This window comes from Amycolatopsis pittospori, assembly GCF_013870525.1.
Classification (GTDB): Bacteria; Actinomycetota; Actinomycetes; order Mycobacteriales; family Pseudonocardiaceae; genus Amycolatopsis; species Amycolatopsis pittospori.
Window position 1 is genome coordinate 18,085 of the sequence record NZ_JACBXD010000050.1, and the last position, 24,089, is coordinate 42,173.

The 24,089-nt window shown below is 68.1% G+C and carries 24 protein-coding genes; 10 read left to right on the plus strand and 14 right to left on the minus strand.

Annotated features, from left to right (window positions below; genetic code table 11):
* Positions 1–163: 163 nt before the first annotated feature.
* Both H5J31_RS25385 and H5J31_RS25390 read right to left on the minus strand, forming a co-directional pair.
* Complete coding sequence (locus tag H5J31_RS25385) at positions 164–535, minus strand: hypothetical protein (protein WP_181775146.1); 372 nt, start codon at positions 533–535, stop codon at positions 164–166.
* 72 nt (positions 536–607) lie between these two features.
* On the minus strand, positions 608–1,798 hold the full coding sequence (locus tag H5J31_RS25390) for an RtcB family protein (protein ID WP_181775147.1): 1,191 nt from the start codon (positions 1,796–1,798) through the stop codon (positions 608–610).
* A 239-nt stretch (positions 1,799–2,037) separates the two neighbouring features.
* Between H5J31_RS25390 and H5J31_RS25395 the strand changes: the two genes are divergently transcribed.
* Positions 2,038–3,537, plus strand: a complete 1,500-nt coding sequence (locus H5J31_RS25395; RefSeq protein ID WP_181775148.1) for a M48 family metalloprotease — start codon at positions 2,038–2,040, stop codon at positions 3,535–3,537.
* A 9-nt stretch (positions 3,538–3,546) separates the two neighbouring features.
* Positions 3,547–4,653, plus strand: coding sequence for a DUF4034 domain-containing protein (locus H5J31_RS25400; protein WP_181775149.1), 1,107 nt, complete (start codon positions 3,547–3,549; stop codon positions 4,651–4,653).
* Between the two features lie 154 nt (positions 4,654–4,807).
* Here H5J31_RS25400 and H5J31_RS25405 read toward each other — a convergent pair whose 3' ends face one another.
* A complete protein-coding gene (locus tag H5J31_RS25405) occupies positions 4,808–5,848 on the minus strand; it encodes an aspartate-semialdehyde dehydrogenase (RefSeq protein ID WP_181775150.1) in 1,041 nt (346 codons plus the stop codon).
* Positions 5,848–7,113, minus strand: a complete 1,266-nt coding sequence (locus H5J31_RS25410; protein WP_181775151.1) for an aspartate kinase — start codon at positions 7,111–7,113, stop codon at positions 5,848–5,850. Before H5J31_RS25410 ends, H5J31_RS25405 begins: the two co-directional genes overlap by 1 nt.
* A gap of 227 nt (positions 7,114–7,340) precedes the next feature.
* Here H5J31_RS25410 and H5J31_RS25415 point away from each other — a divergent pair, with 227 nt between their 5' ends.
* Entirely contained in the window at positions 7,341–7,937 is a 597-nt protein-coding gene (locus H5J31_RS25415) for a nitroreductase family protein (protein ID WP_181775152.1), read from the plus strand.
* Here the strand turns inward: H5J31_RS25415 and H5J31_RS25420 are convergent.
* Positions 7,898–9,367, minus strand: coding sequence for an MFS transporter (locus H5J31_RS25420; protein WP_181775153.1), 1,470 nt, complete (start codon positions 9,365–9,367; stop codon positions 7,898–7,900). The two genes, H5J31_RS25415 and H5J31_RS25420, sit on opposite strands and share 40 nt — an antisense overlap.
* A gap of 104 nt (positions 9,368–9,471) precedes the next feature.
* Here H5J31_RS25420 and H5J31_RS25425 point away from each other — a divergent pair, with 104 nt between their 5' ends.
* Both H5J31_RS25425 and H5J31_RS25430 read left to right on the plus strand, forming a co-directional pair.
* A complete protein-coding gene (locus H5J31_RS25425; RefSeq protein ID WP_181775154.1) occupies positions 9,472–10,311 on the plus strand; it encodes a helix-turn-helix transcriptional regulator in 840 nt (279 codons plus the stop codon).
* A gap of 9 nt (positions 10,312–10,320) precedes the next feature.
* Complete coding sequence (locus H5J31_RS25430; protein ID WP_236005381.1) at positions 10,321–10,914, plus strand: hypothetical protein; 594 nt, start codon at positions 10,321–10,323, stop codon at positions 10,912–10,914.
* Here the strand turns inward: H5J31_RS25430 and H5J31_RS25435 are convergent.
* The gene (locus tag H5J31_RS25435) at positions 10,907–11,800 is read right to left on the minus strand and encodes an ANTAR domain-containing protein (protein ID WP_181775155.1); all 894 of its coding nucleotides are present in this window, start codon (positions 11,798–11,800) and stop codon (positions 10,907–10,909) included. The two genes, H5J31_RS25430 and H5J31_RS25435, sit on opposite strands and share 8 nt — an antisense overlap.
* A gap of 159 nt (positions 11,801–11,959) precedes the next feature.
* Between H5J31_RS25435 and H5J31_RS25440 the strand changes: the two genes are divergently transcribed.
* Complete coding sequence (locus tag H5J31_RS25440) at positions 11,960–12,721, plus strand: GAF and ANTAR domain-containing protein (protein ID WP_181775156.1); 762 nt, start codon at positions 11,960–11,962, stop codon at positions 12,719–12,721.
* On the opposite strand, the gene H5J31_RS25445 is transcribed toward H5J31_RS25440, so the two are convergent.
* Genes H5J31_RS25445 through H5J31_RS25455 form a run of 3 tightly spaced genes read right to left on the minus strand, consistent with a single transcriptional unit; the run spans position 12,722 to position 15,560 of the window.
* Positions 12,722–14,572 (minus strand): CheR family methyltransferase, encoded by a 1,851-nt coding sequence (locus tag H5J31_RS25445; RefSeq protein WP_181775157.1) that lies wholly within the window; start codon positions 14,570–14,572, stop codon positions 12,722–12,724.
* Positions 14,569–15,171, minus strand: coding sequence for a chemotaxis protein CheB (locus H5J31_RS25450; protein ID WP_181775158.1), 603 nt, complete (start codon positions 15,169–15,171; stop codon positions 14,569–14,571). The genes H5J31_RS25445 and H5J31_RS25450 overlap by 4 nt, the downstream gene beginning before the upstream one ends.
* Positions 15,172–15,194: 23 nt before the next feature.
* Positions 15,195–15,560 carry a hypothetical protein gene (locus H5J31_RS25455; protein WP_181775159.1) on the minus strand — a complete coding sequence of 122 codons (366 nt, stop codon included), beginning with the start codon at positions 15,558–15,560 and terminating at the stop codon, positions 15,195–15,197.
* Between the two features lie 244 nt (positions 15,561–15,804).
* Between H5J31_RS25455 and leuA the strand changes: the two genes are divergently transcribed.
* A complete protein-coding gene (leuA, locus tag H5J31_RS25460) occupies positions 15,805–17,562 on the plus strand; it encodes a 2-isopropylmalate synthase (RefSeq protein WP_181775160.1) in 1,758 nt (585 codons plus the stop codon).
* 394 nt (positions 17,563–17,956) lie between these two features.
* Here the strand turns inward: leuA and H5J31_RS25465 are convergent, their stop codons facing one another.
* Positions 17,957–18,583 carry a peroxiredoxin-like family protein gene (locus H5J31_RS25465; RefSeq protein WP_181775161.1) on the minus strand — a complete coding sequence of 209 codons (627 nt, stop codon included), beginning with the start codon at positions 18,581–18,583 and terminating at the stop codon, positions 17,957–17,959.
* Between the two features lie 58 nt (positions 18,584–18,641).
* Between H5J31_RS25465 and H5J31_RS25470 the strand changes: the two genes are divergently transcribed.
* Positions 18,642–19,250 (plus strand): TetR/AcrR family transcriptional regulator, encoded by a 609-nt coding sequence (locus H5J31_RS25470; RefSeq protein WP_181775162.1) that lies wholly within the window; start codon positions 18,642–18,644, stop codon positions 19,248–19,250.
* Here H5J31_RS25470 and H5J31_RS25475 read toward each other — a convergent pair.
* A complete protein-coding gene (locus tag H5J31_RS25475) occupies positions 19,228–20,145 on the minus strand; it encodes a LysR family transcriptional regulator (protein WP_181775163.1) in 918 nt (305 codons plus the stop codon). The genes H5J31_RS25470 and H5J31_RS25475 overlap by 23 nt on opposite strands.
* A gap of 87 nt (positions 20,146–20,232) precedes the next feature.
* On the opposite strand from H5J31_RS25475, the gene H5J31_RS25480 reads away from it, so the two are divergent.
* Complete coding sequence (locus H5J31_RS25480) at positions 20,233–21,156, plus strand: EamA family transporter (RefSeq protein ID WP_181775164.1); 924 nt, start codon at positions 20,233–20,235, stop codon at positions 21,154–21,156.
* On the opposite strand, the gene erm is transcribed toward H5J31_RS25480, so the two are convergent.
* Both erm and H5J31_RS25490 read right to left on the minus strand, forming a co-directional pair.
* A complete protein-coding gene (gene erm, locus H5J31_RS25485) occupies positions 21,059–21,862 on the minus strand; it encodes a 23S ribosomal RNA methyltransferase Erm (protein WP_181775165.1) in 804 nt (267 codons plus the stop codon). The two genes, H5J31_RS25480 and erm, sit on opposite strands and share 98 nt — an antisense overlap.
* Positions 21,863–22,046: 184 nt before the next feature.
* Positions 22,047–22,745 carry an SDR family oxidoreductase gene (locus H5J31_RS25490; protein WP_181775166.1) on the minus strand — a complete coding sequence of 233 codons (699 nt, stop codon included), beginning with the start codon at positions 22,743–22,745 and terminating at the stop codon, positions 22,047–22,049.
* An 87-nt stretch (positions 22,746–22,832) separates the two neighbouring features.
* Here H5J31_RS25490 and H5J31_RS25495 point away from each other — a divergent pair, with 87 nt between their 5' ends.
* A complete protein-coding gene (locus H5J31_RS25495) occupies positions 22,833–23,396 on the plus strand; it encodes a CGNR zinc finger domain-containing protein (RefSeq protein WP_181775167.1) in 564 nt (187 codons plus the stop codon).
* Here the strand turns inward: H5J31_RS25495 and H5J31_RS25500 are convergent.
* Entirely contained in the window at positions 23,389–24,030 is a 642-nt protein-coding gene (locus tag H5J31_RS25500) for an SDR family oxidoreductase (RefSeq protein ID WP_181775168.1), read from the minus strand. The two genes, H5J31_RS25495 and H5J31_RS25500, sit on opposite strands and share 8 nt — an antisense overlap.
* Positions 24,031–24,089: the final 59 nt, after the last annotated feature.

Below are 24,089 nucleotides of genomic sequence, written 5' to 3' on the forward strand. Positions count from 1 at the left end.
CGCTCGCGACCCTCTTGCCCGCCCACCGTCTGTGTTGCGAAAGCCACTTTCGCAACGTTGAAGGTTGCGAAAGTGGCTTTCGCAACACCCGCCACGCAGCCGGACGCAACGGCCGGCACGGGACACGACCCGTGCCCTACCCCTTGACAAAGGCGAGCGGTGTCTAGGCGCAGACCTTGCGGAGGGCGTCGAGCCGGTCGATGTTGCGCTTGGTCCAGTCCGCGATCTTGCCCGCGTCCTGGATGTTCTCCTTCTGGGCCTGCAGGTACGAATCGGCCATACCGGTGAGCGCGCCAGCGACGTCCTGCTCGCCGACGCTGGCCGCCAATTCACGCAGCCGCCGTTCCTTGTCCGCGGCCCGCTCCTTGAGCTTCGCCGGGTCCGGGTTGAGGTCGGCGAGGCTGAGTGCCTCGGCACACGCGCTGACCTTGGTCGCGGCCTTGTTCGTCTGATCGACCGCGTTCGTGACGTCTTCGCAGCCCGCCAACGCGAGCCCGGCGGCCACCGTCAGCGCCGCGATTCCCAACCTCTTCATGAAATCCAGCGTAGCGATTTCGTGGGTGGTATGTCGGGTTCTCCGCCCACCACCCACGAACCGCCCGGTAATTCAGCCCTTCACGCAGATGACCTGCTTCAGGTGCGCGACCACCTCGACAAGGTCGGTCTGCGCCTTGATCACCGTTTCGATGTCCTTGTACGCGGCCGGGATCTCGTCCACCACACCGGAGTCCTTGCGGCATTCCACGCCGGCGGTCTGCGCGGCGAGGTCTTCGGCGGTGAACAGCTTCTTGGCCTTGTTCCGCGACATCCGGCGTCCCGCGCCATGCGACGCGGACTGGAAGGACGACGCGTTCCCGAGGCCTCGCACGATGTACGAACCGGTACCCATGCTGCCCGGGATGATCCCGAGGTCACCCGAACCCGCGCGGATCGCACCCTTGCGGGTCACCAGCAGTTCGACGTCGTCGTAGGTCTCTTCGGCCACGTAGTTGTGGTGGCAGGAGATCGCGTCGTCGAACGTCGTCTGCGGGACGACGTCCTTCAGCGCCTGCTTCACGAGCGCGACCATGGTGGCCCGGTTGCGCGCCGCGTAGTCCTGCGCCCAGAACAGGTCGCGCCGATACGCCTGCATTTCCGGTGTGCCCGCGACGAACACCGCGAGGTCCGGATCCGGCAGGTCGGCGTTGTGCGGCAGCTTCCGCGCGACGGCCATATGGCGTTCCGCGAGTTCCTTGCCGATGTTGCGCGAACCCGAATGCAGCATCAGCCAGACGCGGCCTTCGTCGTCGCCGCCCTGTTCGAGGCAGACCTCGATGAAGTGGTTACCGCCACCGAGGCTCCCGATCTGGCGCGCCGCGCGGTCGTGCAGGTCCTGGACGCCGGTGTGCAGGTCGCCGAAGGACTTCCAGAAGGCGTCCCAGCCACCGACACCGTGCACCTTCGCCGGGTTCACCGGCGTCTTGTGCAGGCCGAAACCGACCGGGACGGCCGATTCGATCCGGCGGCGCAGCTTCAGCAGGTCGTCGGGCAGATCCGCGGCGGTGAGCGAGGTCCGCACCGCGCTCATCCCACAGCCGATGTCGACGCCGACGGCGGCCGGGGACACGGCGTCGCGCATCGCGATCACGCTGCCGACGGTCGCACCCTTGCCGTAGTGGACGTCGGGCATGACCGCGACGCCGTGCACCCACGGCAGGTTGGCGACGTTGTGCAGCTGTCGCATGGCCTGGTCCTCGACCGATGCGGGGTCCGCCCACATCCGGATCGGGACTCGTGCGCCTTCGACCGCCGTGTACATGACTTTCCCTTCGTGGAAAACGTTTTGTCGTCGTCGAGCATGCACCGGCCGGACGAACCGGACAAGGCAATTACCAGACTCCACAGTGGACAGTCCACACGCGACTACCACGCGTGAGGTGATGTTCATCGCGAAGTCGTCGATCGTATTCGAAAAGTGATCGGCCCCGGCGGGTGATTCGGGCACAATGAGCGCTCGGTGTCGGGGGTACACCAACTCTGGGGAAGGTCCGTTTCACAGTGAAGTCTTTTCGTGGGCTGCTCGCTGCCGTCCTGCTGGCGGGGTTCCCGCTGCTCGTGCTGGCATTCGTCGGCGGGATCGTGGCGCTCGAGGTGCTGGCGTTCCAGCACAACGTTTTCACGGCGGTGAAGCTCGGCATCGTCACCGTCCCGGTCGGGTGGATCCTGCTCAAGACCCTGCTCACCGTCGAGCGGGCGACCGACGACGACGTCCCGGGTGTCGAGGTGACGCCGGATTCCCAGCCCGCGCTCTGGGCGCTGGTCCGTGAGCTGGCGGCCGAGGCCGGTACCCGGCCGCCGGACGAGATCTACCTCGATCCGGACGTCAACGCCGCGGTCATGGAGCGGACGTCGTGGCTCGGGCTGCGCGTGCTTCGCCGCCGGATGATCATCGGCGTCCCGCTCGTCATGGGGCTGCGCCAGGACCAGTTCCGCGCGGTGCTCGCGCACGAACTCGGGCACTACAGCAACAAGGACACCCGGTTCTCCGCGTTGACCTATCGCGGACGGAAGTCGGTCGCGCGGGTCGTCAACGGCCTCGGCCGCGAAGGCTATTTCGAGCGCTTCGTCGGCTGGCTCTTCAGGCAGTACGCGAAGCTGTATTTCGCCGTCTCGATGAGCGTCTGCCGAGCGCAGGAACTCGCCGCCGACGCCGTCTCCGCGCGTCTCGCCGGCACCGAAGCGGCGGCCTCCGCGCTACGGGAGATCGAAGCGCTGGCCGTCACGTGGCGGTTCTTCATGAACAACTACGCCGCTATCGGCTGGGACGCGGGCTATCTCCCCGCCCGCTTCGGCGAGGGTTACCGCGCGCTGCTCACCGACCCGACCCGGGCCGAGCAGATGGAGGAAATGCGGCGGAACCCGTCCGAGGACAAGACGTCGCGCTGGGACACCCACCCGGCCACTCGAGACCGCGTCGCGAAGCTCGAAGCCGCTCAGTCGTTCCCGGTCCGCCCTGGCGGCGAACGTCCGGCGAGCGATCTGCTGACCGGCGCCGAGAAGATGCTCGACGAGGCGCTTTTCACCGTGTTCTCCGACGAGGCGCACACGAAGCGGCGAACGGACTGGGACTCCCTGGTCGCCCTCGGCCGCCGTCATGTCGCCGTCGAAGCCGCCGTCGAGATCCTGGGCGAACGCACTCTCGACATGGCTCTGGACCTGCTCGACGCGGGGAGGCACGAAGAACTGGCCGACCCTGACGAGAATCCGCCCGCCGGTGTCGGCGCGCGTGCCCGGCGCGAGTTCGCCGCCGTCTCGGTCCGACGGCGGCTGGGGATCGTCGTCTACGCCGCGCTCACCGACGTGGGTGTGGCCCGGTGGTCGCTGTCCTGGTCCGGCCCGGCGCCTTTCACCCTCGACGAACCGTTCGAGGAGCAGCTGTCGCCCGCGCTCGACAAGGCCACCGCGGCCGAATCCGACACCGCGCCGCTGCGCGCGTTGCTGACGGCCGCCGGGGTGTCCACCGGCTACCGGCCGTCACCCACTCTTGTTCGTTCCTAAGGAGTTTCCATGCTTTGGCTGCTCAAATCCCGTGAACGCAAGGCCGTCTTCGCGCTGATGAAAGAGGCGAAGCGACGCGGCATCAGCGTCGACGAACTCACCGACGTGATGACGCCGGAAGAGCTCGCCGCGATGCTGCCGCCGGAGAAGTCCAAGTTCAAGGGCAAGATCCCCGACGTCACGCGCTGGGGCCTCCCGGCCGACAACGAGGTTTCGACGAAGGAGTACTGGACCGACGAAGAGATCCTCGCCGTCCTGGAGTCGACCGCCCGCGGCGACTGGGAAGGCGCCGCCGCTCTCCTGGCCGGGACCTGGGGGAACTGGGACCGCCGCAACACGGTGAACGCCGCTCTCGGCGAGGCCGCCGCGCAGGACGACGAATGGCTGCGGGCGTGGCGGAAGGCCCGCCCCGGCGATCCGGGCGCGGCGCTCGTCAACGCGGAGTCGCTGGTGCACGTGGCATGGGAGGTGCGCAGCGGGCTGCAGGCGAAGCACGTCACCGAGGAGCAGTTCACCGCGTTCTTCCGGATCCTGGAGCAGGCGGAGGAGGCCGTGCACGAGGCGGCCGCGCTCGCTCCCGAGGATCCGACGCCGTGGGTGACCGCGCTCGCGATCGCGATGGGGCGGCAGTACGAGAACGACCAGTACCGGGCGGTGTGGGCGGAACTAGTCGCGCGCGACCCGCAGCATCGCGGCGCGCACTCGCGGGCACTGCAGTACTGGTGCCCGAAATGGTTCGGCTCGGACGAGCTGATGTGGGAGTTCGCCCAGACCGCCGCGGCGAAGTCTCCGAAGCTGGCTCCGCTGCTACTGGTCGCCGCGCACGAATCCGAGTTCCGCGACGTTCCCGCGTGGCGTGACCCGCGAGTCACCGACGCACTCGACGGGATCGTCGCCTGGCTCAACGGCGAAGGCCGCGATGCCGCTGCGACGCGCTCGGACCGGGCGTACGCGGCGAAGGCGCTCGTGGAGAACGCGCGCTTCGACGAAGCCGTCGAGCAGTTCCGGTTCTTGGGGACGCGGGCCGACGGCGGGATGTGGGCCTATAGCGGGGACGCGCGGGGCGAGTTCCTTGCTACGCGCTACGCGGCCTGCTTCGGGGCCACGAAGCCCTGAGTCACCGCGTTTAGTCCTCTAAATGCGGTGGTCCTCGGGCCGCGCGTGCAATGAACGGCCCGTTACTTGCAAATTTTGCAAGTAACGGGCCGTTCATTGCACGGGGCCCGGACCACTCCTCGGCGCAAGTAGTCCTCTGGATGCGAACGGAGCGTCAGGCGTTCGCGGCGACCAGCTCGGCGATCTGGACGGCGTTGAGCGCCGCGCCCTTCCGCAGGTTGTCGTTCGAAAGGAACAGCGCGAGACCGCGACCGCCCTCGACGCCCGGGTCGGTGCGCAGGCGCCCGACGTAGGACGGGTCCTGGCCGGCGGCCTGGAGCGGCGTCGGGATGTCCGACAGTTCGACGCCCGCGGCACCGGTCAGCAGCTCGGTCGCGCGGGCGACCGAGAGCGGCTGCGCGAACTCGGCGTTGATCGAGATCGAGTGTCCCGAGAACACCGGCACCCGCACGCAGGTGCAGGACACCCGCAGTTCCGGGATGCTCAGGATCTTGCGGCTCTCGTTGCGGAACTTCTTCTCTTCGTCCGTCTCGAACTCGCCGTCGTCCACAATGGACCCGGCCAGCGGGAGGACGTTGTGCGCGATGGTGCGCGCGTACTTCTTGGGCTCGGGGAACTTCACCGCCGCGCCGTCGTGGGTCAGTTCGCCCGCGTTCGGCGCGGCCGCGGCCAGCTGGCCTTCCAGTTCCTCGACGCCGGCGAGTCCGCTGCCGGACACCGCCTGGTAGGTGCTGGCGACCAGCCGCACCAGGCCCGCCTCGGCGTGCAGCGGCTTGAGCACCGGCATCGCGGCCATGGTGGTGCAGTTGGGGTTCGCGATGATCCCCTTGCGCGCTTCCTTGATCGCCTCGGGGTTGACCTCGCTGACGACCAGCGGGACGTCCGGGTCCATCCGCCACGCGGACGAGTTGTCGATCACCGTGGCACCGGCCGCGGCGAACCGCTCCGCCTGCGCCTTGGAGGTCGAGCCGCCGGCCGAGAACAGCGCGATGTCCAAACCGGACGGATCGGCGGTCGTCGCGTCCTCGATGACGATTTCCTCGTCCTGCCAAGAAAGCTTCGAGCCGGCGGACCGCGCCGAGGCGAAGTACCGCATTTCGGCGACCGGGAAACCCCGTTCGGCCAGCAGACGGCGCATCACGCCGCCGACCTGGCCGGTCGCCCCGACGACTCCTACTCGCAACCCGTCAGCCATCAGCGACCACTCCCCGCGTAGACGACGGCTTCTTCGTCGCCGCCGAGTTCGAATGCGTCATGAATCGCGCGCACCGCGTCGTCGAGCTGCGCGTCCCGGATCAGGACCGAGATCCGGATCTCCGAAGTGTTGATGATCTCGATGTTCACGCCCGACTGGGCGAGCGCCTCGCAGAACGTCGCCGTGACACCGGGGTGCGAACGCATCCCCGCGCCGACGAGCGACACCTTGCCGACGTGGTCGTCGTAGAGGACCGATTCGAAACCGATGTCGCCCTTGATCTTTTCCAGCGACTGCACGGCTTTCGCCCCGTTGGCCTTCGAAAGCGTGAAGGTGATGTCGGTCCGGCCGGACGACGTGCTGGAAACGTTCTGCAGCACCATGTCGATGTCGATCTCGTTGTCGGCGATCACGCGGAAGATCTTGGCGGCGGCGCCGGCGGTGTCGGGCACGCCGGTCACCGTGATCTTCGCTTCGGAGCGGTCGTGCGCCACACCGGTGATCAACGCTTGTTCCACGGGGATCTCCTCGATAGAACCGGTCACCGTGGTGCCCGGCTTGTCACTGTAGGAAGAACGGACTCGGATCGGGACGCCGTAGCGGCGCGCGTACTCCACCGAGCGCAGGTGCAGGATCTTCGAACCGCTGGCGGCGAGTTCGAGCATCTCCTCGTAGGCGATGGTGTCGAGCTTGCGGGCGTCCGGCACGACCCGGGGATCGGCGGTGTACACACCGTCCACATCGGAATAGATCTCGCAGACGTCGGCGTTCAGCGCCGCGGCCAGCGCGACGGCGGTGGTGTCCGAACCGCCGCGGCCGAGGGTGGTGATGTCCTTGGTGTCCTGCGACACGCCCTGGAAACCGGCCACCAGCGCGATGTAGCCCTGGTCGAGGGCTTCGGTGACGCGGCTGGGGCTGACGTCGATGATCCGCGCGTTGCCGTGCACCGACGTCGTCACCACTCCGGCCTGCGAACCGGTGAACGACCACGCCTCCGCACCCTGCGCCGAAATCGCCATCGCCACCAGCGAGTTGGAGATGCGCTCACCCGCGGTGAGCAGCATGTCCATCTCGCGCTCCGGCGGTGCCGGGTTGACCTGCTGAGCCAGGTCGAGCAACTCGTCCGTCGTGTCTCCCATGGCGGAGCAGACGACGACGACGTCGTTGCCCGCCTTCTTGGTGGCGACGATGCGTTCCGCGACGCGTTTGATCCGGTCGGCACTTTCCAGCGACGAACCGCCGTACTTCTGGACCACGAGGGCCACGCCCGAACCTCCTCGACGGGCCGGGCGTGCTCCTGGTGGGCACCGAGGAGCCCCCGCGTCCCTTATTTGGGCGAAAGCCTACCGGGGTCACGCACGCCCGCCACCCTCGTAAGTGGTCCTGACCACCAGTTCGAGGACTCTTGGAAGTAAATTTTCCTTAACACCAACGAAATAGTAGGAGGGCTTTCACTTTAGTGACGGAGAGCACCCCTTGTTATGGTCCCTCGATGCGCAAACCCGCCGACACGAGTACCCCGATCGCGTCGATCATGGCCCACCGATGGAGTCCTCGCGCCTACGACGAGGCCGCCATCGTCACCGAAGAGCAGCTCCGCGCGCTGCTCGAAGCGGCCAGATGGGCACCTTCGTTCGGCAACACCCAGCCCGCCCGCTACCTCGTCGGCCTGCGGGGGACGCCGTCGTTCGACCGGATCCTCTCGACGCTCAACTCGGGCAACCGCGCGTGGGCGCATCGCGCCGGTCTGCTGCTGATCGGCGTGATGGTCACCACGAACGAGAAGGGCGACGTCCCCTACGCCGAGTACGGGCTGGGGCTCGCGAGCGAGAACCTCGTGCTCCAGGCCGTCGAACTCGGGCTGATCGCGCACCAGATGGCGGGCTTCTCCGCCGACGCCGCGAAGGACTTCTTCGAGCTCCCGGACGACGTCGTCCCGAAGGTCGCCATCGCCGTCGGCTCGCCCGCTGATCCCTCGGTGCTCGAAGAGGACTGGCGGATCGAGCGTGAGAAGGCACCCCGAGAGCGCATCTCGCTCGCGGAGTTCGCCTACGCGGACACCTGGGGCTCCAGCGCCTTCTCCGACTGAGGGAGCCAGCGCAGTGCGAGTACTCCTAGAGCGACATGCAGCAGGCTCAGCACCACGACGACCGTGTGGAGCCCGGTGACGAAGGCCGCCTTCGCGTCAGCAGCGACCGCGGGCGCGATGCCGGGCACCTGGAGCGTTTCGTCGAGGGTCGGGGCGAGATCGGGACCGGCGAGGCGGAACACCAGGGCGGCGAGCGAGCCCATCAGCGCGATCCCGAGCGCGTTGCCGATCTCGTTGCTGGTTTCCGCGATCGCGCCCGCCGCACCCGCCCGCTCGGCGGGGACGGCGGCGACGGCCGTGTCCGCCACCACACTGAACGAGATGCCGTAACCGACACCCGCGACGACCGTCGAGGCGACGTACCAGCCAGCCCCGCCCGAGACGCCGGTCAGGAGCAACAGCAGCAGACCGGCGGCGATGGAGAAGTGACAGAGGATCAGCGCCGCCTTCTTGCCGACGCGGTCGACCAGTACCGGGGTGACGACGCACATCGCCGTGAGCACCACCGCGCCCGGCAACGCCAGCAGCGCCGCGTCCAGGACGGCCAGGCCGAGGACGGACTGCAGATGGATGCCCGCCAGGTAGGCCGCCGCCGACCACGCGGCCAGTGGCAGCAGCCCGGTCACGATCGCGATCGTGAAGACCCGGTCGCGGAACAGGGAGAACTCGATCAGCGGCCGGTCGAGGGTCAGCTGGCGGCGGACGAACCACACCACCAGGACGACGCCGGCGATCCCCGCGGCCACCGCGACGACGGACGGGCCTTCGGCGGCCGTGTGCTTGACGCCGTAGATCGCCAGAAGCAACCCGAGAGCGGAAAGCGCCACGCTCAGCGCGTCGACACGGCCTTCCCCGCCGGCCCGGACCTCCCGCAGCAGGACCGGCGCGAGCAGCAGGAACACCGCGATCACCGGCAGGTTGACCAGGAAGACCGAACCCCACCAGAACCGCTCCAGCAGGGCACCGCCGACGACCGGGCCGATCGCGAACCCGGCGGCGAACGCGGCCGCGAAGACGCCGATCGCCTGGGCACGGCGCCGAGGATCGGTGAACAGTTCGCTCAGCACCGCCAGTGCCGACGGCAGCAGCGTCGCACCCGCCAGCCCCATCAGCGCGCGGAACGCGATGAGCAGTTCCGGGCTCGGGGCGAACGCCGCCCCGATCGAGGCCGCGCCGAATACGGAGGCCCCGATCATCAGCAGTTTCAGGCGGCCGTAGCGGTCTCCGATGGCACCGAAGGCGATGAGCAGCGAGCCGACCGCGAAGCCGTAGACGTCGAGGATCCACAGCGCCTGATCGGCCGACGGCGTGAGCGCCTGGCTGATCCTGGGCATCGCGAGGAACAGGATCGACCCGTCCATCGAGACCAGGAGCACCGGGCAAAGGATCACCAGGAGGCCGAACCAGGCCCGGGTGTTCTGTCGAGTCATGAGGCTGACAGTGGAACGACGTCCGGCCGCCGGCCATCCCCGTGTCGTGGGTACCCCCAGCAGGTACACCCACGGACCGGCCCGGCGCGCTTAGGCTCGGAGACATGGAAAGCCTGGGGATGTTCCTGAAGAGCCGCCGCGACCGGGTGACGCCCGGTGAGATCGGCCTGCGCACCTACGGCACTTCACGCCGTGTGCCGGGCTTGCGCCGCGAGGAACTCGCCCAGCTCGCCGGGGTGAGCGCCGGGTACTACACGCGGCTGGAACAGGGCCTGGCCGACACGGCGTCCCAGCAGGTGCTCGACGCGCTCGCCCGCGCGCTCCGGCTCGACGACGTCGAAACCGGCCACCTGCACAACCTCGCCCAACGGTCCGCCCTTCCGAGGCTGTCCGACCCTGGGCCGGAAGACCCGCATCCCCGGGTCCTCGCGCTTCTGGAGAACCTCGGCGAGGCCGTGCCCGCCCTCGTCTTCGGCCGTCGCGGCGACGTGCTCGCGTGGAACCACGCCGGCAACGCGCTCATGGCCTCCCACATCGCGTTCGACGCGCCGCGGGACCCGGAACGGCGCCCGTCCCTCCCGAGGATGTTCTTCCTCGACCCGCTCACCCGCGATCTGTACCGGAACCGGGCCGAGCTCGCGAAGGTCCACGTCGCCTACCTGCGCTTGACTGCGGGCCGCTACCCCACCGACGCCCGCCTCGCCGGGCTCATCGGCGAACTGACCATGCGCAGCGACGACTTCGCGACGCTGTGGGCGACCGGTGACGTCGCCGACTGCACCGTCGGGCCCATGCGTCTGCGACACCCCACGATCGGCGCGGTGGACGTCGACTACCAGGTCTGGCTCCAGCCCGACAGCCCCGATCACCGGCTGGAGATCTACACCCCGCAGGACGCCGCTTCGGCCGACGCTTTGCGGCTTCTGACCCACTTCGATCGCTAACCTGGGGGTATGGGGGCTTTACGCAGTCATTTCCGGAACGAGGCCCGCACCATGGCCGGCCTCTGGCTCTACTTCCGCAAACGCCGGGACGGGGTCGGCGAGGACGCGGTGGCCGTGCCCTACCACGGTTCGGGCAAGGCGACCTTCATCGTGTTCACCGTGGTCAGCGGGTTCGAGGCGGGTCTGTTCTGGCTGATCGACTTCGGCCTCGTCGTCGACCTGCTGCTGCTCGCGCTCGGCGTCTACTCGGTTCTGCTGGTCTTCGGCGTCTACGCGGGCACCGTGGTCCGGCCGCACGTGATCTCGCCGCGCGAGGTGCGGATGCGTTACAGCTCGTTCTACGACGTCCGGATGCCGGTGGAGAACATCGTGAGCCTGCGGCACCTGAAGGAGAGCCACGATCCGACCAAGACGAGGACGTTCGTGGGCCGGATGATGATCAGCCACGACAACGCCTACGAGACGAACCTCGTCGTGGAACTGAGGGAGCCGATCACGGTGACCCGCCCACTGGGGAAGACGGCCACGGTCGACGTCGTGAAGTTCTGCGCCGACGACCCGAAGACCGCCGCTGAAGCGTACGAGCGGCTCTGCGTCAGGTGAGCTTGTACGTCCTCTTCACGATCGCGTACGCGAGTTCGGTGAGGCTCTCGTTCCGGGCGAAGGCGTGCGCGCGGATGAGGTCCAGCGCGTCCGCGGCCGAGCACTGGTGGGTGGTCATCACCACCCCGGTCGCCTGATGCACCACGACACGCAGATCCACGTCACCGAACAGGGGATGCACGGGAAGGCCGTCGACACCGTCGAGGCGGACGGCCGGGTGCAGCGCGGTGGCGGTGAGGGCTTCGGCCAGCACCCCCACGGAACGGGCCACCTCGGCGTTCGGCGCGGACTCGGGCCGGTACGCGGTGAGGGTCCCCATCGGGGCTTCCACCAGGCCCAGCTGGGCCGAAACCACCGCACGGACCCCGAGTTCCCGTGCGGCGGGGCCGAACTGGGGCCATCGGCTCGAAAGCTCCGGCTCGCCGCAGACCCCCGGTTTGAAGGGTCTTTCCCGTGAGGGCCCTTCGCCGAGGACGTACTCCAGATCGTTCGCCTTGGCGGCGACGGGATCCGACACGACCACCGACGCGTCGCTCTCGCCGATGTGGAACAAGGTCACCGCGAGGCTCCGGATGCCGGACGCCTCGGCCACCGCGGCCATGAACGCCGGGGGGACACCGCCCGGGTCCTCGGGCCCGGACGCCCAGCTCTTCACCGCGTCGGCATAGCCGGCGTGCAGGTCCGCGGCGGCGCGGTGCTTACGCTCGGTGGCGCGGTGGAGCTCCGCCATTCGCTGGTGGAACTGCCGCATGGACTCGATGGCCGTCTCCGTCAGGCCCTCGTGCCGCCTGGCCACCTTCGCCGCGCGGTCCGCCCGCCCATGCTCCGTTTCGACCAGTCTGCGCAGGGCCGACGGGTCGTATCGACCGCCGGTGCCGTCCCACATGGGGTGAGCCTACGCCCGCGCCGAACGCGGGGATGTGACCCGAACGGCTGAGCGCAGTCGCTTTCATGACCTCCCGAAGAGGACTAGCGTTGACGCCTCACGCGTTCTCGCCTGGAAGAGCCTCACGAGACTGCAGTACGCAGGAAGGCCGAATTTCTGATGCAGAATCGCGAAAAATGGGTCGCCGACACGTTGGTGGAGCTGGCGGACACCCTGGTCCCCGCGCTCGACCCGGCGAGCTACTGGCTCTGTGTGGCCGATCGCTACGCGCAGCTGGTCGCCTCGTCTTCGGTCCGGCTGGCCGCGGTCGGTGACCGCGCCGCGCGACCGGTCGTCGTCCACACCGACGAGCGGCTCGGTACCGCGCCGCTGGTCGATATCCTCGACGAGGAAGGACCCGGCGTCGAAAGCCGGGCCGGCGGGGAGCAGATCGTGAACGTGCTCCTCGAAGAGGCGACGACGCGCTGGAGACAGCTGGCTCCGGCCGCTCTCTCGCTCGGTTTCCGATCGATCCACGCTTTCCCGTTCGCCCGCCGCGAGGACGTACTCGGCGCGGTGACGATCCTGACCACGGACACCGCGCCGTTGCCGGTGGCCGACCTGCGGATCGCGAACGCCCTCGCGGACGTCGCGACCATCGGGATGCTCAACCACCGGGCGATCTCCGGGCTGACCGCGACGTCCCAGCAGCTGCAGGGCGCGCTCTCCAGCCGCGTGATCATCGAACAGGCCAAGGGACTGGTGTCCGCCCGGCTGGAGATCGGGCCGGACGAGGCGTTCCTGTTGCTGCGCCGCTACGCGCGCAGCCACAACCAGCGGATCGGCGAGCTTTCCGAGCGGCTCGTCAGCCGCCGGATGACGGCCGCCGATCTGGCCTCCTCGCTGCCGAAGCGCGCGATGAGGGCCGGCCGCCGGAAATAGTCACCGGCTCGGACGCTTCTCCATCAGCAGCACGACCCCGCCGCCCGGTCCCCGCAGCGGCGAACAGCTGACCGAGATGACGAGCGGCCTTCCCCGCCGGTCCATCGCGTCGATCTCGATCTGGCCCGGCCTGTGCCCGCTCTCGTTGCAGAGCTCGACGGCCTCGCGGATACCGTCGGTCGGCAGGCCGAAGTCGAGACCGAAGAACTCCTGCCGGTAGACCTCGTCGGCCCGCAGGCCCCAGAGTTCCTGCGCGCCGCGGTTCCAGCTGCGCACCTGGAGTTCGCCGTCCAGCACGACGACGCCCGCCTCGACACTGGAGAGGACCCCTTCGAAGAACATGCGCGTCTCGTCGAGTTCCGCGGTGCGGATGCGCATCTCCTCGTTCATCGTTTCGAGTTCTTCGTTGCCCGACTGGAGTTCCTCGTTGGTGGTCTCCAGTTCCTCGTTCGTGGACTGGAGTTCCTCGTTCGTCGTCTCCAGTTCCTCGATACTGGACTGGAGTTCCTCGTTGACCGTTTCGAGTTCGGCGTTCGTCGATTGGAGCTCGGCGTAGGCCGTGGCCAAGTCTTCCTGCACGCGTTTCACCTCATGCTGGAGCCTGGTGGCTTCAGTGGTGTCGATGAAAGTGATCGCGGCGCCGATGTCCTCACCGTCGATGGTGAGCAGTGGCCGGACGACGATGTCGAAGTACTGCGCCTCTTCGGCGGTCTTCTGCCGCCGAACGGATTCGACCCGGACGCTGCGGCGCTCACTGTGCGCCTGCTCGACGACGGACCGGAGTTCGATCGGGCGGTACGAGATCTCCAGGTCGTGGAACGGCCTGCCCACGTCGTTCGAGGAAAGACCGAACTGCAGCCTCGCCGAGCCGTTGATCAGCGCGACCGTGCCGTCGCGATCGATGCCCAGCACCGAATCGGGCGAGGAGGCCAAGGCGAGTTCGCTCACGTGACGCCGTCGGTTGGCGTCCCGGACCCCGGCTCCGGCCCGGACGTCGAAGCGTACGGGCCTCACGGTGCTACCACCCGTTCGCAGTTTGAACACCCGGTTGCGGATGTTGGCGACGTCGAACCGGACGCCGTCGGACAGAAGCATTTCGGCCTTCCCGAGGAACAGGTGGCCGCCTTCGTTGAGCGCGAAATGGAACCGTTCGATGATCTTCGCCTGCGCCTCGACGTTGAAGTACATCAACGTGTTGCGGCAGGCGAGCAGGTCGACGCGGGAAATGGGGGCGTCACGCGTGATGTCGTGCCTGCCGAAGATCACGCGGCGGCGCAGATCGCGCCGGAAGGCGAACAGGTTCCCGTTCGCCTCGAAGTACTTCTTCCGCATCTCCTCGGGCAGCCGTTCCAGCGCCTTCGAGGAATACAGACCGGTCCTCGCCTCGCGCAAGGCTTCCTCGTCGACGTCGGTCCCGTAGATCTTGACCCGCCGGGTGCTCTCCTCGATCCCGAGGTGCTCCGCGAGCATCATCGCGAGGGAGTAGGCCTCCTCGCCGCTCGAACATCCGGCACTCCAGATCCGGATCTCCTCGGTGGGGGGAACGTTCGCGACGAGTTCGGGGACGACGGTCGTCTGCAGGAACGTCCACGCCTCGGGATCCCGGAAGAAACTGGTGACGTTGATCAGAATGGTGTTGAAGAGCTCCAGGAACTCCTCGGCGTTGATCTCCAGGTAGTCCCGGTACTCCGCATACCCGGCGATCTTCACCGTCTGCATTCGCTTTTGGATCCGGCGGGCAAGCGAAGTCCGCTTGTAGCCGGTGAAATCGAAACCGCGGGAATCCCTGATGAAGCACAGGAGGGTCTCGAGTTCGCCGCCGTGGTCGATTTCGCCGTCCGGCGTGGTCATCGCGTCCTCGTTCCCTTGACCAGACCGACGAGAGCGTCGGCGATGTCGTCCAGCGGGAGCACGAGATCGACCGGCACGGCTTTCACGACGGCCTGGGGCATGCCCTTGAATTCGGCGGTCTCCGGATCCTCCGAGACCACGGTACCGCCCCGGGACTTCACCACTCCGGCCCCCGCCGCGCCGTCGGAACCCGTCCCGGTCAGGACACAGACCAGAGCCGACTCGCCGTAGACGTCGGCGATGGATTCGAAGAGCAGGTCGGCCGACGGCCGGACGAACTTGACCTGTTCGCTCGTCGAGAGGCTGAGTACACCACCAGGGTTCATCAGGAGATGGCGATCCGGCGGCGCGATGTAGACGGTGCCGGATTCGACGACGTCGCCCGGCTCGGCGAGCCGGATCCGCAGCCGGGACCGGCGGTTCAGGATGTCGGCGAGAACGGTGTCGTGGCGGGGGTCGAGGTGCTGCACGATGACCAAGGGCACGGGAAGATCCGGGGGAAGGGCGCCGAGCACCTCGATGAGTGCCTTGACCCCGCCCGCCGAAGACGCGATGGCGACGATCTCGTATGCAGCCTGTGGACGGCTGAGGTCGGGCATCTTCCGAGCGTAGTGCTCCGAAGCTACGCGGAACCGCCCGCGCGCCGGATGATCTTGGCGAGTATTCCCGAGACCACCATCCAGAAGATCGCCGCGATGCCGTAGTTGATCAGCACCCGCAGCTTTTCGTCGGCCGGCATGAACAGGTCCTTGAAGCCCAGCAGCAGCCCGTCGGCCCAGCCTCGGACGAACGAAACGATGCCGTTGTCGGGGTTCGCCTCGCCGATCACGAAGACCACGTGCAGCACCAGGATGGCCGCGAAGATCAGGCCGACCCAGCGGACCACGCCCGCCAGGATCCCGGCCGCGCGCCCGCCGCCCGCCCGCCAGTCGACCCTGCGCCTGGTCTTCTGATCTGCGGTTTCCTTCTCTTCAGCGTGCTCGCCCATGCCGGGCAGTGTGGCACGGCCACAGGTCCGATTGCTACCCGCGAGTAACCCGAATGGGCGCCACTCTGGTCACGGTTCGATCGCGGCCCGGGTTTCCTTTCGGGAGATCTCGCGGTTAAGGTGACCTCGTGGCTCGAGCTCTCCTGCTTCGCTGCCGCGACGGGGCCTGATCGGACCGGCTCCCCGTCGCGGGGCTTCGTGGTGCCGGTCGTCGCACCCGATTCTTCAGGAGAACCGTCCCCTCATGAGCATCCGTAAGCCCACGCGCCCGGCCCCGTCCGAGCAGGCTTCCTGGAACACCCAGCGCGGCACTTCGATGCCCGTACACCGCTACCGTCCCTGGTACGACCTGGTCGAGGACATCGACCTGCCCGACCGCACCTGGCCGGACAAGCGCATCGACCGAGCCCCGCTGTGGTGCGCGGTGGACCTGCGTGACGGCAACCAGGCACTGATCGACCCGATGTCGCCCGCCCGTAAGCGCAAGTTCTTCGACCTGCTGGTCCGCATGGGCTACAAGGAGATCGAGGTCGGCTTCCCGGCGGCGTCCCAGACGGACTTCGACTTCGTCCGCGAGATCATCGACGAGGGCGCCATCCCGGACGACGTCAGCATCCAGGTGCTGACCCAGTGCCGCCCCGAACTGATCGAACGCACCTTCAAGGCACTCGAAGGTGCGCCGCGCGCGATCGTCCACATCTACAACTCGACGTCGATCCTGCAGCGCCGCGTCGTGTTCCGCGAGGAGCGCATCGGCATCACGAAGATCGCTTCGCAGGCCGCCGAGCTGGTCGTCGACTACGCGGCGAAGCAGCCGGACACCGACTTCCGCTTCCAGTACTCCCCGGAGTCCTACACCGGCACCGAGCTGTCCTACGCCCTCGAGGTCTGCAACACGATCACCGAGATCTGGCAGCCGACGCCGGAGAAGCCGGTGATCCTGAACCTGCCGGCCACCGTCGAGATGGCGACTCCGAACGTCTACGCCGACTCCATCGAGTGGATGCACCGCAACCTGGAGCGCCGCGACTCGGTGATCCTGTCGCTGCACCCGCACAACGACCGCGGCACCGGCATCGCTGCCGCCGAACTCGGCTATCAGGCCGGTGCCGACCGGATCGAAGGCTGCCTGTTCGGCAACGGCGAGCGCACCGGCAACGTCGACCTGGTCGCGCTGGGCATGAACCTCTACAGCCAGGGCATCGACCCGCAGATCGACTTCTCCGACATGGACGAGATCAAGCGGACCGTCGAATACTGCAACCAGCTGCCGGTACCCGAGCGCAGCCCGTGGGCGGGCGACCTGGTGTTCACCGCGTTCTCCGGCAGCCACCAGGACGCCATCAACAAGGGCCTCGACGCGATGAAGGCCGCCGCCGACAAGGCGGGGACCCCGATCGACGAGCACCCGTGGGAAGTCCCGTACCTGCCCGTCGACCCGAAGGACCTGGGCCGCAGCTACGAGGCCGTGATCCGGGTGAACTCGCAGTCCGGCAAGGGCGGCGTCGCCTACATCATGAAGGCCGAGCACCAGCTCGACCTGCCGCGGCGTCTGCAGATCGAGTTCTCGAAGGTCGTCCAGCGGCACACCGACTCCGAGGGCGGCGAGGTCGACCCGACCACGATGTGGAACGCGTTCTCGGCAGAGTACCTGGAGCCGAAGACGCCGCTGGAGCTGGTCCGCCAGCACGTCAGGGACAACGGGGACGGCGAGTACGACATCACCGCGACCGTGCGGGTCGAAGGTGACGAGCACGAGGTCACCGGCCGCGGGAACGGCCCGATCGCGGCGTTCTTCGACGCGCTGTCGACCGTCGGCTTCGACCTGCGGCTGCTGGACTACAGCGAGCACACACTCACGCCGGGCGACGACGCACGGGCCGCGTCGTACATCGAATGCGCGATCTCCGACCGCGTGTTCTGGGGTATCGGGATCGACCCGTCGATCGTGACCGCCTCACTGCGGGCCGTCGTCTCGGCCGTGAACCGGGCGAACCGCTAGCACTTTGGTCCGTGGGTCGTGAGTGGTAAGGGTCGTTCTAACGAGCAGAAAGGCAAAGGTGGCGTGTTCTGCCGGTCGCCCGCACGCCACCTCGGGTGTTGCGAAAGCCACTTCCACAACGTTGAAGGTTACGAGAGTGGCTTTCGCAACACCCGGGACTCCGCCGCCCACGAGGACCGCAAGACCCGCGTCGAAGGGACCTTTCCCCTCACCGTACGAGCGGAAAGTCCCTTCACTCCGCTGATCACTGCTGATCACCGGTCCGTGAAGGCCTCCTTGAGGGACCCAGAGTCCCTCAAGGAGGTCTTCACGGACTCGACACCCGACACGACACCTTTGCCTTACCCCTCAATAACCCTCCTTATCACTCACGACCCCCTTCCAGAACGTGCTGCTAAAGGGCTTTCACCGCGGCCAGGACGTCGGCCGGGGCGGTGCGGGTGGTGTAGTCCGGGTGCACGTCGATGAACCGGATGACGCCGTCGCCGTCCACGACCAGGACGGTCGGGTACGGCAATTCCCACTCCTGCGCTCCGTTGATCTTCTCGACGTCGCCGATGAGCGTGTCGAACGCCGGCTTCGTCTCCGGCGACAGCCGGAACGTGATGCCGAGCGCGCGGCCGAGTTCGTTGTCCACATCGGACAGCACGGTGAAGGCCAGGTCGTTCGTGGACAGTGAGCCGTCCGGCAGCTGCGGGCTGATCGCGACCAGCTTCGCGCCCAGCTTTCCCAGCTCCGGCAACACCTCCTGCTGATACGCGCGCAGCGCGAGATTGCAATACGGGCACCACGCGCCGCGATAGAACACGACGACGGCGGGCCCGTCGGCGACCGAGACCTTGGCGCCGGACGCGTCCGGCAGCGCGAGGTCCGGCATCGCCGTCCCCGGTTTCGCCGCCGTCTCGGCGACGACGCCGACGAACTTCGCGCGATCGGCCTTGAGCACCTCCGCGATGTCCGCCGGAACGTGGCCCGCGACGTTGCCCCGCAGCTCGGCGAGGTCGGCGTTGAGATCCCCCATGGTCAGCTCCTTGAGTTGTACTGATCGGTACAGTGCGGCCGACTGTACTATTCGGTACATGGATGGTCAACCGGCTGCCTCGACCCCGCGGGGGCGCCTGACTCGGGACGCGATCGTCGACGCGGCCGCCGAGCTGATGTACGTCAACGGCGTCGCCGGGACGAGCGTCGACAAGGTGCTCGCGGCGAGCGGGGCCGGGAAATCGCAGATGTACCACTACTTCAAGAACAAGGAACAGCTTGTCGGGGCGGTCATCAAGCGCTACCTCGAAGGGATCCTCGGCAACCAGCCGACCATCTTCGAGCTGCACGAGTGGGCCGACTTCGAGCAGTGGGCCCAGGAGATCCTGGCCATCCAGAGCACGCCGAAGGGGCCGATCGCCTGCCCGCTCGGCAACCTCACCGGCGAACTCGGCGACGACCCGAAGTTCTCACCACTGCTCGACAGCGCGTACCGCGAATGGGAGTCCCATCTCGAACGTGGCCTGAAGTCCTTGCAGGCAAAGGGAAAACTAGCCGAGGACGCCGACCCGGCCCGGCTCGCGCAGACCGCGATGAGCTGCGTCCAGGGCGGTCTGCTGATGGCTCATCTGCGGCACGACATCACCCCGATCGCCGACGCGCTCGAACTGGCGCTGGGCCACCTCAGGAGTCACGCTCGCCGGTGAGCGTGGCGACCTCGTCGGCCAGTGCTTCGAGCACCTTCGCCACCGCGGGCCGCGAAGAAGCACCGAGCCGGCAGACCGCTTCGACGTGCCGCGCGGCCTTGATCCCGGCCAGCGGACGGCACACCAGACCGCTCCCGCGTCGAGTGTCCATTGTGTACCGGGGCAGCAACGCGATCCCGTGCCCGGCGGCGACGAGCCGTTCGGTGATGCGGAAATCGTTGATGCGCTGGACGACCTGCGGCCGCACGCCGGTGCGGATGATCAGCGACTGGAGGATGTCGTCGACCGGGAACCCGGCGTTGACGCTGATCCAGCGTTCGTCGGCCAGTTCGGCGAGTTCGATCCGGCGCCGCTTCGCGAGCCGGTGGCCCACGGGGAGCGCGACGTCGAGCGGTTCCCGCACCAGATGCCGCGACTCCAGCCGCTCCGAACCGAGCGGCGGCGCGTGTTCGTCCCGGTGCGCCACCACGATGTCGTAGTCCGCGACGAGCCCGGGAACGTCCGGCGGGGTCATGTCGATGTCGCGCACGATGATGTCCAGCCCCTCGAACCCCGCCGTCCGATGCAGCAGACCGGGCAGCAGCATCAGCCCGGCCGACTGGAAGATCGCCATCCGGACCTGTCCGCGCGGCGCGCTCCGGTAAACGTCCAATTCGGACTCCGCGCGGTCGAGCGCGGCGAGCACGTCGTCGGCACGGGCGACCAGCGCGCGGCCCGCGTCGGTCAGCCGCAGCCCCCGGCCCGCCGGCTCGGTCAGCGCGAGACCGACGTCGCTCTGCAGGGCCCGCAGCTGCTGGGAAACCGCGGAGGGCGTGCAGTGCAGCGCTTTCGCGGCCGCTGTCACGCTGCCGCGGTCGGCGAACTCCCGCAGGGTCCGCAACCGGCCGATATCCATACCGCCAGCATATGTGAAGCGAAACTGAACGGTCACTGAAAATATTATCGCTTGTCCTTCACGATATGCGCCCGTAAGAGTGAAGGCATGCCCGTCCGCGACCGCCTGCTCGCCCTGTTCGTCGCCGTCCTCTGGGGCTGCAACTTCCTCGCCATCCACGCCACCCTCGGACAGTTCCCACCCGTGTTCGCCGGCGGGCTGCGCTTCGCCGTCATCGCGATCCCGACGATCCTGTTCGTGCCGTGGCCGAAGGTGAAGATCCGCCACCTGCTCGGCTACGGGCTCGGTTTCGGCACCGGGCAGTTCATCTTCCTGTTCATCGCGATGGACATCGGCATGCCGACCGGCCTCGCGTCGCTCGTACTGCAGGCTTCGGCCCCGTTCACCGTCCTGCTCGGCGCGTTCTTCCTGCGTGAGCGTGTTTCCGGACGGCAGCTCGCCGGGATCCTGCTCGCCGTCGCCGGGATGGCGACGATCGCCTGGCAGCAGGCCGGGAACGCCGCCCTGCTGCCGGTGATCCTGACTTTGCTCGGCGCGCTGAGCTGGGCGTTCGGCAACCTGAGCACGCGAAAGGCGGCACCGGACAACCCGCTGAACTTCGTCCTCTGGATGTCCGTGGTGCCGCCACTGCCGATGTTCGCGCTGTCGCTCTTCATGGAAGGCCCCGGCGAGATCGGCCGTTCGCTGAGCACCCTCGGCACCTCGACCGGCCTGATCGGCCTCGCCGGGCTGGCCTACGTCGTGCTGTTCGGCACGATCGTCGGCTCCGGGATCTGGACGTCGCTGATGCGCCGGAACCCGGCGGGCGTGGTCGCGCCGTTCTCCCTGCTGGTGCCGGTGGTCGGGCTGTCCATGGCGTTCCTCGTCCTCGACGAGCAGCCGTCGCTGCTCGAAGTGATCGCCGCGGCCGTCGTCATCGGCGGGGTGCTGTTCGGTTCGGCGAAGCGCCGCGTGCGCGAACCGGACTTCCTCGCTGAAGCCGAAACACCTCAGCCCACTGGGGTGCGGTGAGGCTCTTCGGCAGCGCGGTGGGCGGGACGCCTTCCTCCCGGAGCCAACGCCGCGTCTCGCGAGACGCGGCCAGGATTTCGTCGATCCCCCGGCCGCGGCCGGTGAACGCCCGCCGCACGAACGCCTGATAGCGCTCGCGATCCGCGTGCCCGACCAGCGGACGCGTTCGACGGGTCATGGTCAGCACTCCGCCGTCGACGCCGGGCATCGGGCGGAACGCCGTCGCCGGAACCCTGGCGACCAGCCGGAACTCGAACCACGGCCACCATTGCGCGGTCATCATGGTCGCGCCGCCGACACCCGCGCGGCGGCGGGCGACCTCCCACTGCACGAGCAGCACGGCCTCGGTCCAGCCGGGAGCGTGCAGGACGTGGCGCAGCATCGCGGTGGTCAGATGGAACGGCAGGTTGCCGACCAGCACATGCGGGGTCGTCGGCAGGCTGAACCGCAGGAAGTCCGCGGTGACGATCTCGGTCGGTGCCGGAACGCGGCCCGCCAGCCGGGCGGCGCGGCGGTCGTCGAGTTCGATGGCGGTGAGGCGCCTGCCCAGCCGGTGCAGCGGCAGGGTCAGCGCGCCGTCGCCGGCGCCGATTTCGACGACCGGACCGGTGGTGTCCGCGACCAGGCCGACGACGGTGGCGATGGTCTTCCGGTCGATGAGGAAGTTCTGGCCGAGTTCATGACGGCCAGGACGTTGTGTGCGCAAGGGATCTCCGCGGCTTCGAGGTGAGCCGGGCAGCCTGAAGCAGGCCCGGCGATGACTCGCTCGGGCGGCGGTTCCTTGCTTTTATGCGTGGGATCCGCCGCTAGACGCGGCGGGTCCTGGTGAACGCGGAAGCACACATGGCGGCGAAACTACCTCGGGTCTTCGCTCTCCCGCCAATGGTTTTCTATCCGGCGATCCGGCTCGTGCCCAGGTGCTCGACCGGGCCGGAAAGCGCCGACTTGACCCGGCGGGTGAGGTCGTCGGTGAGCACCTCGGTCTCGCCCTTTTCGAGACCGTCGACGACCTGGCGGGCGACGTCGCGCGGGTCGTTCTTCTCCACCTCGAAGCCCTCGGTCATGTCCGTGTCGGTATAGCCGAGGTGGACGCCGACGACCTGGGTGCCCTGCTCGGCGAACTCGATGCGGAGCGAGTTCGTCAGTGACCAGAAGGCCGCCTTCGACGCGCCGTACGAACCCGAGCCCGACGCCCAAGACAGGACGGAGTGGACGTTGACCAGCGCGCCACCGTCCTTGAGCTGCGGCGCAAACGTTTGCGCGATACGCAGCGCACCGAAGACGTTCGTCTCGAAGACCGGACGGTGCTCGTCGACGTCATTGGCCAGCAGCGAGCCGAGCCCGAGGATCCCGGCGTTGTTGAAGACGATCGTCGCGTCACCCGCCTTCCCGGTCAGCGCGCGGACGGACTCCGGGTCGGTGACGTCGAGCGGAAGCGGCACGATCCGCGGGTCGCTCTCTTCACGCGGCGTCCTGGCCGTCGCGTAGACCTTGGCGGCGCCGCGGCTCAGCAGTTCGGCGACGAACGCCTTGCCGAGCCCGCGCTGCCCGCCGGTGACCAGGACTACGGCTCCCTCGATGGAGGTCATGTTCAGCTCCTTTGACAGAAGTGTTCGGCTTTTACCTCTGTCATCAATATGGCGACGGGTTCCGACAGAGTCAAGTACGCTTGACCTATGTCATGGACCGCGACGGACCGATACCGGTTACGCACCGCCCCCTCGGGGCTGGCGCTCGTTCAGGACTTCCTCAACACGAAGGCCATCAAGAGCCACGGCCTCGACCTGCTGAGCGATGCCGATCTCACGCGCCCTTGGGTCGCCGAAGCGCTGGCGGAATGGTCGCGAGCCCGGGACGCCGACGTGCCGGAGATCACGCTGGCCGACGGCGACCTTCGCGCGCTTCGCGACCTTCGGGAGTCGTTCGTGGCACTCGTCGACGACGGCGACGCTTCGGCCGTCAAGCCGGCGAAGGCAGATCTGGTCCTACGAGACGGCGTCGTCCGGCTGTTCCCGTCGGGCGCCGGGCGGCAGTGGCTCACTTCGGCGCTGTGGACGGAGACACTGCTCGCACAGCAGGCCGGGATCTGGCCACGACTGAAACTGTGCCGGCTCGACGGCTGCCGGTCGGCGTTCTACGACGTCTCGCGCAACAACAGCGGCGTCTGGCACGACGTGCGCACCTGCGGGAACGTCGCCAACCTCCGGGCTTCGCGGGAGCGGAGGAAAGCGCTCAGCTGAACGAGGACAGGGCCGACGGGATCGGGATGTCGCCGCCGATGACGTCGAAACCCTGATTCTCGGTGAGAGGCTCTTCGAGCGTGGCGACCATGACGGCGGCGACGTCGGCGCGGGAGACCCGGCCGGGTTCGAGGTGACCGGCGATCTTGACGTGCCCGCTCGGCTGGTCGTCGGTGAGCGTGCCGGGGCGGACGATCGTCCAGTTCAGGCTGGAGCGGCGGAGAACACTGTCGGAGATCTGCTTCGCCATCAGGATCGAGCGCACCAGCCGGTCACCCTGATCCGGCGAATCGGCGAACTGCGCGGAAAGCTGCACGAACCGCGAAACGCCCGCCTTCTCGGCCGCGCGGATCGCGGTGATCACGCCGTCACGATCGACGAGGTCGACCGACGCCTGATCCGGATCGGGCGCACCGATCGCGCTGATCACGACCTCGGACCCGACGAGCGCCTCGACGAGGTCTTCCGCGTCCGCCGTGACGTCCGCGACCACGGTCTCGACGCCGAGCCCCGCGACCTCCTCCGCACGGCGACGGCTCCGCAAACCCGCCCGCACCTGATGTCCCCGCCCCCGCAGAAGCCGGACCACGTGAATCCCCGTACGCCCCGAAGCACCCAGCACTGTGACCCGCATGACACCGAGTCTGCCCGAAAGCGGCGGCCCGTGCCTGGTCACGCGGGGTCGTGAGTGGC

Excerpts from the sequence above, each read along its gene's own strand:
- H5J31_RS25475 (WP_181775163.1), bottom strand. The coding sequence starts at position 20,145 with ATGGATATCGGCCGGTTGCGGACCCTGCGGGAGTTCGCCGACCGCGGC.
- H5J31_RS25415 (WP_181775152.1), top strand. The coding sequence starts at position 7,341 with ATGCGCAAACCCGCCGACACGAGTACCCCGATCGCGTCGATCATGGCC.
- H5J31_RS25440 (WP_181775156.1), top strand. The coding sequence starts at position 11,960 with ATGCAGAATCGCGAAAAATGGGTCGCCGACACGTTGGTGGAGCTGGCG.
- H5J31_RS25385 (WP_181775146.1), bottom strand. The coding sequence starts at position 535 with ATGAAGAGGTTGGGAATCGCGGCGCTGACGGTGGCCGCCGGGCTCGCG.
- H5J31_RS25495 (WP_181775167.1), top strand. The coding sequence starts at position 22,833 with ATGTCATGGACCGCGACGGACCGATACCGGTTACGCACCGCCCCCTCG.
- leuA (WP_181775160.1), top strand. The coding sequence starts at position 15,805 with ATGAGCATCCGTAAGCCCACGCGCCCGGCCCCGTCCGAGCAGGCTTCC.
- H5J31_RS25490 (WP_181775166.1), bottom strand. The coding sequence starts at position 22,745 with ATGACCTCCATCGAGGGAGCCGTAGTCCTGGTCACCGGCGGGCAGCGC.
- H5J31_RS25445 (WP_181775157.1), bottom strand. The coding sequence starts at position 14,572 with ATGACCACGCCGGACGGCGAAATCGACCACGGCGGCGAACTCGAGACC.
- H5J31_RS25470 (WP_181775162.1), top strand. The coding sequence starts at position 18,642 with ATGGATGGTCAACCGGCTGCCTCGACCCCGCGGGGGCGCCTGACTCGG.
- H5J31_RS25400 (WP_181775149.1), top strand. The coding sequence starts at position 3,547 with ATGCTTTGGCTGCTCAAATCCCGTGAACGCAAGGCCGTCTTCGCGCTG.
- H5J31_RS25390 (WP_181775147.1), bottom strand. The coding sequence starts at position 1,798 with ATGTACACGGCGGTCGAAGGCGCACGAGTCCCGATCCGGATGTGGGCG.
- H5J31_RS25420 (WP_181775153.1), bottom strand. The coding sequence starts at position 9,367 with ATGACTCGACAGAACACCCGGGCCTGGTTCGGCCTCCTGGTGATCCTT.
- H5J31_RS25500 (WP_181775168.1), bottom strand. The coding sequence starts at position 24,030 with ATGCGGGTCACAGTGCTGGGTGCTTCGGGGCGTACGGGGATTCACGTG.
- H5J31_RS25480 (WP_181775164.1), top strand. The coding sequence starts at position 20,233 with ATGCCCGTCCGCGACCGCCTGCTCGCCCTGTTCGTCGCCGTCCTCTGG.
- H5J31_RS25455 (WP_181775159.1), bottom strand. The coding sequence starts at position 15,560 with ATGGGCGAGCACGCTGAAGAGAAGGAAACCGCAGATCAGAAGACCAGG.
- H5J31_RS25435 (WP_181775155.1), bottom strand. The coding sequence starts at position 11,800 with ATGTGGGACGGCACCGGCGGTCGATACGACCCGTCGGCCCTGCGCAGA.
- H5J31_RS25465 (WP_181775161.1), bottom strand. The coding sequence starts at position 18,583 with ATGGGGGATCTCAACGCCGACCTCGCCGAGCTGCGGGGCAACGTCGCG.
- H5J31_RS25450 (WP_181775158.1), bottom strand. The coding sequence starts at position 15,171 with ATGCCCGACCTCAGCCGTCCACAGGCTGCATACGAGATCGTCGCCATC.
- H5J31_RS25430 (WP_236005381.1), top strand. The coding sequence starts at position 10,321 with ATGGGGGCTTTACGCAGTCATTTCCGGAACGAGGCCCGCACCATGGCC.
- H5J31_RS25425 (WP_181775154.1), top strand. The coding sequence starts at position 9,472 with ATGGAAAGCCTGGGGATGTTCCTGAAGAGCCGCCGCGACCGGGTGACG.
- H5J31_RS25405 (WP_181775150.1), bottom strand. The coding sequence starts at position 5,848 with ATGGCTGACGGGTTGCGAGTAGGAGTCGTCGGGGCGACCGGCCAGGTC.